We start from the raw sequence: 12,196 nt of genomic DNA on the forward strand, positions 1-12,196 counted from the left end.
AAAGGTACTACATAAAATCCACCGCCGCTACTTCTACCTATGATTTTTGCTTTTAAGACATGATTAAACCCACCGCGTAAAAGCAAGGCCTCCATACCATTGATAAGATGAATTTGCGTATCGATTAAATAAGTACTAAGACTTTTAGTATAGGTAAGTTTTTTAAACTCAGCCACCAAACTTTCTTTTTTCATCTTTAGAGCTAAATTTAGATTAACAAGTCTTTCATCAACACTTTCTTTAATCTCACCCTTTTCATCAAAATACTCAAAAAGCTCTAAAATAGCTTGTGGAATTTCTATTTTTAAAAGCCATTCTTTTAAGCTTTCTTCAAATTTTAAGCCCTTTAAGTATCTAAAATACATACAAATTTTAATAAATTCAAAGCTTTGACTTAAATGCAAAATTCCTTGCTTGCTAAGATGAGTTAAAGCACTATTTAGCTCTTCTATCATAGGTGGAGGATTAAAATCAATCAGCGAAAGCTCATTAATCCTTTTATAATGAAGCTTGCTATCGCCTTGTAAAAAAATTTCTTTATCTCTTGCAAAAAGCCCCCTAAAGTCTTCTATATAGCCATCTAAATCTAGCTTTTTAAAAAATTGCTCTTGCATTATTTATCTACCTTGCAATCTTTTATATCAAACACATAGGCTTTAAATTGTTTATTTTTACCATTTGAAATAAAACTTTGCGTTCCATGTTCAAAGTTAAAATACTCTTTAGTGATATTAACATCTTTGCAAATTAGACTTTGTCCTTGTAAGAATGCATTGAGTGTTTCTTTTTTCAAAACCCCACTTCTTGTAGCACTTAACTCAAATTTAATCGCAAAAGCAATCATTAAAATCAATACTAAAATCAAAAGATAATTACTAATCTTGCCTATTTTTTTACGCAAAAAAACAAAAAAAAGTAAAATCGCAAAAAAAGCTAAGATATATAAAAAAATCTTAAACATACTTACCCCTAAGCTTTGTGCTTATATCTCCTGCACCAAAGCCAATTACTAAGCCATTTTCAATCAACTTATCATCAAGATAAATAGCACTTTCTTCTCTTTTGATTTCTTTTATAAATTTAGCTTTTGGAAAGTATTTTTGCATATTAATTTCTATTTGAGCTTCCCCTGCTGCATACACAGGTAAAATATAAAGCTCATCAACATTTGCCAAAACTTCACTAAAATACTCTATATTTGCACTTAAACGCGTATAGCGGTGAGGTTCAAAAATAGCTATGATTTTTTTATATCCAGCTAGCCTTGCATACTCACTTGCTGCTTTAAGTGTTGTTTTGATTTCTGTTGGATGATGCCCATAATCATCAATCAAAGCCATATTTTCATTTGCAAATAAAATATCAAATCTTTTTTTAATCCCTTGATATTTTAAAAGCTTAGTTTTTAGCTCTTCTATATTTATAAATTCACTCGCAGCCAAAATAGCCAAAGCAGCATCCATCGCCACATGCTCACCCATACCAAAAACGCTAAATTCACCTAAATCTTTAAGTGTAAAATAGGTTTTTGGTTTAAAATTTTCTACTTTCATGTAAATATTAGTGATATCTTTACTTGGGTAAAGTTTTTTAGCATTATTTAAATTTAAACTTGATAAAAACTCATCTTCAGCATTAATCACTTGAATTTTAGACAAACGCAAAAAGTCTTCATAAGCTTTGTGTAGTTTTTCAAGATCGTTTCCATAATGATCCAAATGTTCTGCTTCAACATTAGTCACTATAGCTAAATAAGGATTTGAATTTAAAAAAGAACTATCACTCTCATCAGCTTCAAAGATGAGATTTTCACTTTCTTTATAAAGCATATTAGTACCGCTTTCTTTTAGCACCGCACCAATGATCACAGAAGCTTCTATCAAGCTTGCTAAAATGCTTGAAGTCGTGCTTTTACCATGAGCTCCCGCAACCGCAAAAACTCTTTTGTCTTTTAAAATCATAGGCAGGGCTTCTTTTCTTGAAAGTGTTGTGATGTTTTGTTTTTTTGCACTAATTAATTCTTCATTGTCTTCTTTAATAGCAGCTGAATACACTACTAAATCCACATCTTTAACATTGTCTTTATGATGAGGAATTTTTATATCTATGCCTTCTTTTTCTAATTCTTTTGTGATTTTACTTTCTTTGATATCAGAACCACTAATCTTAAAGTCTTGCTCTTTTAAAAATCTCGCCAAAGCTGAAATTCCAATACCGCCTATACCTATAAAATGAATTTTTTGCATTCTTGCCTCAAATTTTTTGAAAATTTAAGGCAAAATTCTATCATTTGTTTACTAAAAATAAAATATAAAAAGCCCTTAGAGATAAAATCTACTCACTATTATTTGATGTTTTGAGATTGACTAGTCTATAATTTAATTGCTTTTGAAATAACTCTTTATAATTTTTTGAAAAATTTTTATGATATAAATCTAACTCAAAAGCCTTATTTGTATCTTTTATGCTAGTATTATTTTCAAAATAATAACCATTATTTCCATCATAGACTCCATTTTGATCAATCCAAACAAGCTCATTAAAACCAAATTCTAACTTTTCATTTTTTATAGGTGCTAACATATTTCTTCCTCCTAAACTTAAATATTTTGTATCACTAAGAGTAAGACTATAAAGTGTTGGAAAAATATCCTTATGCGAACCCACACGATTTTTATCATAATAAATATCATTTTTTAAATACTTTGGAAGATATAAATAAAAAGGCACACTATATGCAAAAGCTTTTTGGGATTTTATATCCATCTTAATATCTCTAAATCTATGATCACCTGTGGCAGCAATAATAATATTTTCTCTCAAACTACTTTCTTTTATGCGATCTAAAAATTTTCCAAATTCATCATTTGCATACGCATAAGCATTTAAAGCACCTATAAAATCACTGATAATAAATTGACTTAATATTTTTTCATCTAAAGCGTTCTCATCGATAAGTTGTGTTCTGCTTTTATGTATATAAGGTCTATGAGTGGAAATACTAAGAGAAATAACAAGCGTAGGATTTGTAGCATTTTCAAAAATAGAATATATTTTTTTATACATAAACTCATCAGCTATACCGTATTTATGTTTTGTTTTTCTAGCTTGTGGAAAATCTTGCATCAGTGTATTTTCATCTATGATTTCATCTACACCTTGATTTTTAAAATAATTGCCAAGATTATACCAAGAAGCATTACCACTATAAACAAAAACTATTTTATACCCTGCATTCTTGTAAATTTGCAAAGGAGTAAAGGCTAATTTTTCTTTTTGATATAATCCATTTGAAATAATATTTGGACTTAAAAAAACCAAACGATTAAAACTTTCTATGGTATTGTTTGCACTAGATAAAAATCTAGTAAAAATAATATCTTGCTCAAAATGCTTTTTTAAATTTCCCAAAAGATTAATGTTTTCAGTGCCAAACTCAGCTAAATTTAAACCAAAACTTTCCATGATGTTAATATAAATATGATTTTTAGCATGATTTTGATGTGTCAAAGTAGTATCAAACATAGGAAAAAGTTTTTCTTCTAGTTGATTAAGCTGTTTTATATCTACGCTTTTAAATTCTTGTTGATTTTTATACTCTTTATATGCCCATGAAAAAGCCATCAAAGGATTTGTAGAAATTTCATTAAAAGCTTTTATGGTGCTAAATTCATAACTTGAAGCTCTTAGCGCATTATAAGTAAAATGTCCTCTTAGCGCTACAATATAAGCATAAATTAGCAAAATGTTTAATAAAATAAAAAATACTAGTTTTACTTTAATAGTCTCTAATTTTAAGTTAAGAATTTTAATATTAAGATAAAAACAAAATATACTAAAAATTACAGCTAATAACAATGCTTTTATAATAGGATAATCAGAAAAAACTATAGATAATATCGCCTTAGTATTATCATCTTTTAAACCAAAAATAAAAATATCAATTTTGCTTGCATAAAGTTGAAAATAATAATAATGTATAAACGCAGAAATTAAAATAACAAAAGCTATAAAAGCTATATAAAAACTAGAAAGATAAATATAAAATTTAGCGATTACCCCCCCCCATAGTGTGATATTTACTATCTTTGAAAATCAAACTTACATAAGAAAACAAACCACACAAAAATAGAGGTAAAAAAATAGCACTAAAGGTTCTCATATCATGACCTAGTCCATATACATATACCATTAAGGTATTTTCACTTTCATTAGTTAAATTTTTTATCATCAAAAACCTAACTAAAGCAAAAATTCCCATAAAAATAAAACTAAAAGAAAAAATTTGTAATAAAATTTTTCTCATTATACTCCTTTAAATAATATTTTCTTACTAAAAAGATTATTCTTCGTAATTTTTTATAAGCTTATCAAAACCCCATAAATTTCTAGCTTCATTTGCTTTGCTAACTTCTACTACAAGCATTTCTTCTTGATCGCCAAGTTGTTCTTGCACTTCCCCAAAAGCATTGATAAAAAAGCTATCTCCATAAAATTTCCACTCATTTTCTTGCTTTAAATTACCTATACGATTAACTCTTAAAATACTGGTTGAGTTTAAAAAGGCTCTTGTTTTTAAAAGCTCTAGCCATCTTTGATTGCTTTCAAAAGTACTAGCTGTGGGAATGATGACTAAGTCTATCTTTTTTTTCATGATCATTTGCCAAAAGATATCAAAATGTGCCTCAAAGCCAAAAAGCAAAGCACATTTTAAGCCCTCATGTGTGAAAGTAAAAAGTTTAAGCTTATCAGCTTTTTTATTGTTAAAAAATTTTTCTTCATTCCAGTGTGCATAAGGCATTAAAATTTGTTGCTCATACACTTTTACATTTTGTGGACCTACTTTTAAGCATAGTTTTTTTAAACCATCATTTTCAACACTTATGAAAGGTGCAATAATATTTAAATCATATTTTTTAGCAAGTTTTATCAAGCTTGCTTTTTTACTTTGACTTTGTTCTTTGATCATACTTTTTGGCATAGTTTTTAGCTCACTAAAAAAGCTATTTAAAACATACTCGCCCAAAACCACCAAATTCGCACCACTTTCCTTAGCAGCTTTTAGATAATAATCAAGCCTTGATTCACTCAAAGCCAAAGTGGGAAATTGTAAAGCTACAACACTACTCATCTACTTGCTCGATTTCTAATTTAGCATTTTCAAGCATAGTTCTTGCTTGCTTGATACTTTTTAAACCTTCTTTATAAATTTCTACGCAAGTTTTAAGGTCCAAATCTTTATCATTAAGTTTCTCCAAAGAAAGCTCGGCTTGTTTGATATGATCTTCAAATTCCATTAATTACTCACCTTATAATTTGGTGCTTCAGCAGTGATAGTTACATCATGCACATGGCTTTCTTTTAATCCTGCTGCGGTGATTTCTACAAATTCAGCTCTTTCTTGGAAAGCTTTGATATCTGCTGCACCTACATAACCCATAGAAGATCTAAGCCCACCTAAGAGCTGATGTACTACACTTTTTATACTTCCTACATAAGGCACCCTACCTTCAATACCTTCAGGTACAAGTTTATCTTGAGCTGTACCTTCTTGGAAATATCTATCTGAACTTCCTTTTTGCATAGCACCTAAGCTTCCCATACCACGATAACTCTTATATTGTCTTCCTTGATAAGTAAATAACTCACCTGGGCTCTCATCTGTTCCTGCTAAAAGCGAACCTATCATCACACTACTTGCACCTGCTGCAATTGCTTTTGCTATATCGCCTGAGTATTTTATACCCCCATCGGCAATTACTGGCACACCGTATTTACTTGCTTCTATCGCACATTCATCTATAGCTGAAATTTGAGGTACACCTACACCTGAAACAATGCGTGTAGTACAAATACTACCAGGTCCTATACCTATCTTAATAGCATCCGCACCTGCCTCACATAAATCTTTAACCGCTTTTGCACTTGCAACATTTCCTACTATTACATCTACATTAAATTCAGCCTTAATTGCTTTTAGTGTATCAATAATACCTTTAGAATGTCCATGCGCACTATCCATTACTATAACATCAACTTCAGCTTCCACTAAAGCCTTTACGCGATCAAGCTGACCCACACCCACAGCTGCAGCCACTCTTAATCTTCCATAAGCATCTTTATTTGAATTTGGATATTCCTTGCGTTTTTTTAAATCTTTTATAGTGATTAAGCCTTCTAAGTGGTTATTTTCATCTACAATAGGAAGTTTTTCTACTTTATTAGTAGAAAAAATTCTTTCTGCATCATCTAAAGTAGAGCCTTTTTTAGCAGTGATTAAAGGCATTTTTGTCATTACATTTTCTACTAAATTATCAAAATTAGTTTCAAATCTCAAATCACGATTCGTTAAAATTCCTATTAGAGTTTTATTCTCATCTACCACAGGAACGCCTGAAATTCTATATTCAGCCATGAGTTCTAGTGCTTCTTTAACACTTGCTTTAGGTCCTATATAAATAGGATCCATAATCACGCCACTTTCACTTTTTTTAACTCTTTTTATCTCTCTAACTTGTGAAGCTATATCCATATTTTTATGGATTACCCCTATACCACCAAGCCTTGCCATCATGATAGCGGCTCTATGTTCAGTAACCGTATCCATAGCAGCTGAAATTAAAGGCATATTTAAGGTGATATTTTTTGTAAGTCTTGTTTTAATATCTACTTCTTTAGGTAAAACCTCAGAATATTGAGGAACTAGTAAAACATCTTCAAAAGTCAAAGCGCGTTTTATGATTTTCATAATTTTTCCTTTATTTGTTTTTGATAATTTCTTCCAAGCTCAAAGCACCATCTAATAAAGTTTGTTCATCATAAGCTTTACATATAAGCTGAGCAGAAATATTAAGTCCATTTTCATTTTTTCCTACAGGCACGCTAATGCCACCAAGTCCTGCTAAATTCACTGAAATAGTAAATACATCTTCTAAATACATTTGCACCGGAGTTTTGATATCATTAAGACCAAAAGCAACACTTGGAGCAACTGGCATAAAAATCAAATCACAATCATTTAAAATTTCTTCATATTTTTGCTTGATAAATCTTCTAGCCTTTTGTGCTTTGATATAATATGCATCATAATAGCCACTACTTAAAACAAAGGTTCCTAGTAAAATTCTTCTTTTTACTTCCTCTCCAAAGCCCTCGCTTCTACTATTTACATACATTTGGCTAAGATTGTCACATTTTTCACTTCTTCTACCATATCTTACACCATCATAACGGCTTAAATTTGCACTTGCCTCAGCTGCTGCTATGATATAATAAGCTGCAACATCAAATGTAGAATCCATTAAGTCTTTATAAACAATCTCATGGCCATTTGCTTTTAACATATCTATGGTTTTTAATAAGGCTTGTTTTACATCATCATTAGTTTGTTCTATATAGTTTTTAATCACAGCTATTTTTAGCTTTTTATTTGCATTTAGTTTTGGCGCGGTTGGTTCAAAAGCTATGTTTGCGCTTGTGCTATCTTTTTCATCATAACCTGCAATAGCATCATATAAAATCGCAGCATCTTCAACATTTTGCGTTAAAACTCCAATTTGATCAAGGCTTGAAGAATACGCCGCTAAACCATACCTGCTAACTCTTCCATAACTTGGCTTAAACCCAACACAACCACAAAATGCAGCAGGCTGTCTTACCGAACCACCTGTATCCGAACCCAAACTTGCCAAAGCTATCCCCGCAGCAACTGCAGCAGCACTCCCCCCACTACTTCCACCTGGAACTTTGGTATTATCAAGTGGGTTTAAAGTCTTACCATAAAAAGAAGTCGCACTCGTACTTCCCATAGCAAACTCATCCATATTACATCTTCCAAATGGAGCAAAATTATTTTTACGTAAATTTATAATAGCACTTGCATCATAAGGAGCCACATAACCTTGTAAAATTTTAGAACCACAAGTTAATTTCCAATCCTTTACACTAATATTATCTTTTATAGCTACTGGTACACCAGCACCTGAAGTGCTTAAATCTTTATTTAAAAACTGCTCTACATAAGCACCTAAATGCTTTTGCTGATGTGCTTTTTCATTTAATTCTTTTTTTAGATTTTCTAATTCTTCATTTGAAAATTTCAAAGCTTCTTTTAAAGTTACCATTATTTATCCTTAAATTTTTTAACCAAATAAAACAAAAAAAGCGTGATAAATAAAAAGCCTAATAAAGTAATCACCACCACGCTAAAAGGTAAAGCTTGCTCAAACATTTTTTGCTTTTTCCACGCTATTACATCTTGGACATAAGCATTCTTCTTCTTTTGCTAAAAATTTCCAACATCTTGGACACTTGTGTAACGAAGAACGCACAATTTTAAAACTATGATCATCTATTTTAAACTCACTCAAAGCTTCTTTTTCATCTAAGCTTTCTACCGAGCTTACCATAAACCAATCAGCTACTTCTTCAATATCTTCACTCAAAAGCTCATTTGCGCTTGTTTGCAAACTTAACTCTAAAGTTGATTTGATGATTTTATCTTTTTTTAATACATCAACAAGCTCAAAGAATTTTTCTCTTGATTTTATAAATAATTCATCTTCGATTTTATACTCATAATCAAACCCATTTTTCAACACCAAATCAAACACATCTTTAGCATTTTCTTTAATAGCCACATTTGCATGCTCTAATGCTTCATCTATGGTATAAGTTAAACTTGGAGCTAAAAGCGCAAAAAGTTTTCTAGCTATTAATACCATAGCACTTTGTGCACTTACTCTTTTTGCATCATCTTTTGCATTACAATATAATCTATCTTTGCACACATCTAAATAAATTCCACTTAAATCTGCACTTAAGAAATTTAAAAGCACGCTAAAGCCTTTTGCAAATTCATATTTTTCAAAAGCAGCTTCACATGCTTCAAAAGCAACTTTTGCACGCATTAAAATCCACTTATCTAAAAGTGTGAAATTTTTTGTTTCTAAAAATTCCATATCATTAGTATTTGCAAGTAAAAATCTTATAGTATTTCTTATCTTTCTATACTGCTCGCTTACTTGTTTTAAGATATTGTCTGAAATTTTTAAGTCTGTTGAATAATCACTAAGCATTATCCAAAGTCTTAAAATTTCTACCCCATAATTTTTAGCTACATTTTGAGGTAAAATCACATTACCCTTAGATTTACTCATTTTTTGACCCTTTTCATCTACGGTAAAGCCATGAGTAAGTATGTTTTTATATGGGGTTTTGTGATTAATCGCAGTGGAAATTAAAAGTGAGCTTTGAAACCATCCACGGTGTTGGTCACTTCCTTCAAGATACATTGAAGCTTGATATTCTCCTGCATCATATCTTGCTGAGTTTAATACTGCTTCCCAAGTACTACCACTATCAAACCAAACATCTAAAATATCATAAACTTTTTCTAAATTATTTGGATCATATTTGCTATTTGGCGGTAATAAATCTTTTATTTCTAAATCCCACCACGCATCAGCTCCATTTGCTTCAAAAATTCCCACCAAATAATCTAAAATATCATCATCAAAAATCACTTCTTTGGTGTTTTTATCTCTAAAAAATGCAATAGGTACACCCCAATCTCTTTGTCTTGATATACACCAATCAGGACGATTTTCTATCATAGAACTAAGTCTTTTTACCCCACTTTCTGGGTAAAATTTCACATTATTTAATTGTTCTAGCGCTAGCTCTCTTAAAGATTTTCCATCTAGCTTTTTCTCATCCATTAAGATAAACCATTGTTTTGTAGCTCTATAAATAACCGGTTTATGTGTTCTCCAACAAAATGGATAAGAATGTATAAATTTAGAACTCTCAAGTAAAGCTTCGCCAAGCAATTCTAAAATACGCTCATTTGCTTTAAAAATATGAAGTCCTATAAACTCATTTAATAAATGCTCTGGCAAAAGTCCTTTAGCTCTTAGTGTTTCATCATAACAGCCACCATCATCTACTGGCATAATCACTTCAATGCCATATTTTAAACACACATAATAATCATCCTCACCATGACCTGGTGCAGTATGTACAAGCCCTGTTCCACCTTCCATTAAAACATGATCGCCTAAAATGAGAGTGGATTTTCTTTGATTGAGTGGATTGATAGCATTTAAATTTTCAAATTCAACACCTAAAAGTTCTTTTTGAATTTTTCCTTGAGTGAAGTTTTTATTAATCATATTTTCAAGCAAGGCTTTAGCAAAAATATAACCTTCTTCAGTGATGACATATTTTTCATTTGGATTTAAAGATATAGCTTGATTTGCTGGTAAAGTCCAAGGCGTGGTAGTCCAAATAACTGCTTTAGCTTTTTTTACACCTAGCTTTTCAAGGGAAGTTTTATCAAGCTCAAATGCTACAAAAATAGAATAATCTTCTTTGTCTTCATACTCTACTTCAGCTTCTGCTAATGCACTCTTAGCAGCCCAGCTCCAAAAAACAGGTTTACTTCTTTCTAGCAAAAGTCCTTTTTTAGCAATTTTACATAAAGCTTTGTAAATATCTGCCTCAAAAGCATTTTTCATAGTCAAATATGGCTCATCCCAATCAGCAATCACACCCAAAGACTTAAATTCATCTCTTTGGATACTTACAAATTCTCTCGCATGCTCTCTACAAAACTCACGAATTTCTTTTTTGCTTAAACTTTGCTTTTTATCTTTAAGCTTAACTTCAACTTGCTGTTCTATCGGTAAACCATGACAATCCCAACCCGGAGTAAAACGCACTTTTTTACCTTGAAAATAATGCATTTTTATGATGATATCTTTTAAAATTTTATTTAAAGCATGGCCAATATGCAAATGCCCATTAGCATAAGGAGGGCCATCATGCAGAGTAAAACTCTCACTTACCCCTTGTCTTTTTTGTTTCATTTTTTCATAAGCATAGTTGTTTTCAAACCACTTGCTAAAACGCTTAGGCTCAAGCTCTGCCAAATTTGCACGCATTGCAAAAGTCGTATTTGGAAGCAATAGCGTATCTTTATAATCCATATAATCCACCTTGAAAAATTTAAAAATAGTAAATTCTACTTAAAATACTTTTAATTTGCACTTATTTTTTTGTTATAATCGCAATAAAAAAAGGAAAATCATGAAACATCTTATCATCATTATAGGTAGTGAAATTATTATTAATGAAAATTATATGCATTATATACAAGAAGAATACAAAAAACAATTTTTAGAACTTCATGAGCTAAAATTTATAAATAAACCTGATAAAGAACTTCCTTTTTTACTTGAAAAACTTTCTAAAAAATATAATTATATAACCATTTTTAGCATTAGCGAATACTATGCAACCATAGCTAAAATCATAGCAACATTAAATGATGATGTTTTAATCTTAGAAAATGACACCTTAGTGCCTTCAAAAGCTTTGCGTGAAAAAAATTCCTTTTTAAGTTCTTTTGAGCAATGCCATATTAATTTATTAAATATAAATATAGAGCAAAAATTGCCTTTGATTTTGCAAAATCCTGAACTTGACTATGCGTATTTTTGTCTTTTAGATATAGATGAAATGAGTGCAAATATCTTACTTAGCACACTTACTACTTCTTTTGAAATTCAAACTTGCTCAAGTGCATTATTAGATAATCTCATTTGTATTAGAGCAAGCGCTAGTCAATATGGAAAACTAGAAGGATTTTTAAAAGGGGTTTTTAAACTTTTTGCAGGAAAAGTATTTTTAGGAAATGATCCTATTAAATTTATAGCCAAAAAACTTTTAGAAAAAAACTTAAAAATTTCCTTTGCAGAAAGTTGTACCGCAGGACTTTGTGCTTCAAAATTTGCTGAAAATTCAGGAATTTCTAGTGTATTTGAGGGTTCTTTGATCACTTATTCTAATCGTTTGAAAAATTCTTGGCTTGGTGTGAGTAATGATACCCTAGAAAGTGTTGGGGAATACTCTGATCGTTGTATTTATTTTATGCTAAAAGGGGTTTTTAAAACCACAAATTGTGATTTTGCTTTAGCGCTTAGTGGGGTAGCTGGAGAAGAAAATGATAAAAACACCAAAGCAGGCACCATCTACATAGGAGCTATGTATAAAGATGGAACCTTTTTACAAGAGTGCATTCACATACAAGGCAATAGGAACTATACAAGAGAACAAGCTAGTTTGGCTGCATATTGTTTAATGCTTAGATTAAAACCTGAAATTTTCTTTGGGGTTTAATTAAAAAAGCGGCAGC

10 protein-coding genes and 1 pseudogene are annotated in these 12,196 nt (G+C 30.8%); 1 reads left to right on the top strand and 10 read right to left on the bottom strand.

Going from position 1 to position 12,196, the window contains the following annotated elements:
• The 10 genes and pseudogenes from CAMP5053_RS07635 to ileS form a co-directional block, all read right to left on the bottom strand.
• Positions 1 to 614, bottom strand: a pseudogene (locus tag CAMP5053_RS07635) (endonuclease MutS2); the annotation flags it as partial.
• Positions 614 to 961, bottom strand: coding sequence for a hypothetical protein (locus CAMP5053_RS07640; protein WP_214126421.1), 348 nt, complete (start codon positions 959 to 961; stop codon positions 614 to 616). The pseudogene CAMP5053_RS07635 and the gene CAMP5053_RS07640, both read right to left, overlap by 1 nt.
• Positions 954 to 2,246, bottom strand: a complete 1,293-nt coding sequence (gene murC, locus CAMP5053_RS07645) for a UDP-N-acetylmuramate--L-alanine ligase (RefSeq protein WP_263667586.1) — start codon at positions 2,244 to 2,246, stop codon at positions 954 to 956. Before murC ends, CAMP5053_RS07640 begins: the two co-directional genes overlap by 8 nt.
• A gap of 88 nt (positions 2,247 to 2,334) precedes the next feature.
• Positions 2,335 to 3,858: a sulfatase-like hydrolase/transferase gene (locus tag CAMP5053_RS07650; RefSeq protein WP_214100542.1), complete on the bottom strand. Its 1,524-nt coding sequence runs from the start codon at positions 3,856 to 3,858 to the stop codon at positions 2,335 to 2,337.
• Positions 3,859 to 4,048: 190 nt separating this feature from the next.
• Positions 4,049 to 4,306, bottom strand: a complete 258-nt coding sequence (locus CAMP5053_RS07655; RefSeq protein ID WP_214136068.1) for a hypothetical protein — start codon at positions 4,304 to 4,306, stop codon at positions 4,049 to 4,051.
• 36 nt (positions 4,307 to 4,342) lie between these two features.
• Positions 4,343 to 5,131 carry a carbon-nitrogen hydrolase family protein gene (locus CAMP5053_RS07660; protein ID WP_263659654.1) on the bottom strand — a complete coding sequence of 263 codons (789 nt, stop codon included), beginning with the start codon at positions 5,129 to 5,131 and terminating at the stop codon, positions 4,343 to 4,345.
• Complete coding sequence (xseB, locus tag CAMP5053_RS07665; protein WP_039628709.1) at positions 5,124 to 5,297, bottom strand: exodeoxyribonuclease VII small subunit; 174 nt, start codon at positions 5,295 to 5,297, stop codon at positions 5,124 to 5,126. The genes CAMP5053_RS07660 and xseB overlap by 8 nt, the downstream gene beginning before the upstream one ends.
• Positions 5,297 to 6,748 (bottom strand): IMP dehydrogenase, encoded by a 1,452-nt coding sequence (guaB, locus tag CAMP5053_RS07670; protein WP_214100539.1) that lies wholly within the window; start codon positions 6,746 to 6,748, stop codon positions 5,297 to 5,299. The genes xseB and guaB overlap by 1 nt, the downstream gene beginning before the upstream one ends.
• A gap of 10 nt (positions 6,749 to 6,758) precedes the next feature.
• Positions 6,759 to 8,123, bottom strand: coding sequence for an Asp-tRNA(Asn)/Glu-tRNA(Gln) amidotransferase subunit GatA (gene gatA / locus CAMP5053_RS07675; protein WP_337217589.1), 1,365 nt, complete (start codon positions 8,121 to 8,123; stop codon positions 6,759 to 6,761).
• Between the two features lie 99 nt (positions 8,124 to 8,222).
• The gene (ileS, locus tag CAMP5053_RS07680; protein WP_337217590.1) at positions 8,223 to 10,988 is read right to left on the bottom strand and encodes an isoleucine--tRNA ligase; all 2,766 of its coding nucleotides are present in this window, start codon (positions 10,986 to 10,988) and stop codon (positions 8,223 to 8,225) included.
• Between the two features lie 100 nt (positions 10,989 to 11,088).
• On the opposite strand from ileS, the gene CAMP5053_RS07685 reads away from it, so the two are divergent.
• Positions 11,089 to 12,180: a CinA family protein gene (locus tag CAMP5053_RS07685; protein WP_337217591.1), complete on the top strand. Its 1,092-nt coding sequence runs from the start codon at positions 11,089 to 11,091 to the stop codon at positions 12,178 to 12,180.
• Positions 12,181 to 12,196 lie beyond the last annotated feature (16 nt).

The organism is Campylobacter sp. S4:11 (genome assembly GCF_024723695.1).
GTDB lineage: Bacteria > Campylobacterota > Campylobacteria > Campylobacterales > Campylobacteraceae > Campylobacter_D > Campylobacter_D jejuni_C.

Bases quoted from the DNA above. Each gene is read 5' to 3' on its own strand.
- ileS (WP_337217590.1), bottom strand. From the start codon at position 10,988: ATGGATTATAAAGATACGCTATTGCTTCCAAATACGACTTTTGCAATG.
- CAMP5053_RS07660 (WP_263659654.1), bottom strand. From the start codon at position 5,131: ATGAGTAGTGTTGTAGCTTTACAATTTCCCACTTTGGCTTTGAGTGAA.
- CAMP5053_RS07685 (WP_337217591.1), top strand. From the start codon at position 11,089: ATGAAACATCTTATCATCATTATAGGTAGTGAAATTATTATTAATGAA.
- murC (WP_263667586.1), bottom strand. From the start codon at position 2,246: ATGCAAAAAATTCATTTTATAGGTATAGGCGGTATTGGAATTTCAGCT.
- CAMP5053_RS07640 (WP_214126421.1), bottom strand. From the start codon at position 961: ATGTTTAAGATTTTTTTATATATCTTAGCTTTTTTTGCGATTTTACTT.
- guaB (WP_214100539.1), bottom strand. From the start codon at position 6,748: ATGAAAATCATAAAACGCGCTTTGACTTTTGAAGATGTTTTACTAGTT.
- xseB (WP_039628709.1), bottom strand. From the start codon at position 5,297: ATGGAATTTGAAGATCATATCAAACAAGCCGAGCTTTCTTTGGAGAAA.
- gatA (WP_337217589.1), bottom strand. From the start codon at position 8,123: ATGGTAACTTTAAAAGAAGCTTTGAAATTTTCAAATGAAGAATTAGAA.
- CAMP5053_RS07655 (WP_214136068.1), bottom strand. From the start codon at position 4,306: ATGAGAAAAATTTTATTACAAATTTTTTCTTTTAGTTTTATTTTTATG.